General features: G+C 36.8%; 1 protein-coding gene. It reads right to left on the bottom strand.

Annotated features, from left to right (window positions below; all coding sequences use genetic code 11):
* On the bottom strand, positions 1-291 hold a 291-nt coding region (locus ACG9ZB_RS17090; protein WP_419326831.1), incomplete at both ends, for a DUF2804 family protein.

The raw sequence follows: 291 nt of genomic DNA, 5'->3' as shown, positions 1-291 counted from the left end.
ATATTTAGTTACCCGAATGTATCGCACACCATTGGCATGCTGAATATCAAACTGATAAGGCGATTTAGAAAAATAACTTTGATTAAACAAAGGCTGTTCATCAAGATACGTCTTGTGACCTAACGGCTGAATAGCATTCCACTCAATGACTTGCCCTGTTTCATGGTCATAGATATAGAAAAAACCGTGTCCGACCCAGCCAATATCTGCAATTGCCAGACCAATACTATAATGTTTATGTTGAATGCCACAAAATTTAAATTTCTTATATTTTAATTGTTTGCGCCAGCC

Source organism: Acinetobacter johnsonii (assembly GCF_048551975.1).
Taxonomy (GTDB): domain Bacteria; phylum Pseudomonadota; class Gammaproteobacteria; order Pseudomonadales; family Moraxellaceae; genus Acinetobacter; species Acinetobacter johnsonii_A.
This window is presented reverse-complemented; position numbering and strand designations above follow the sequence as displayed.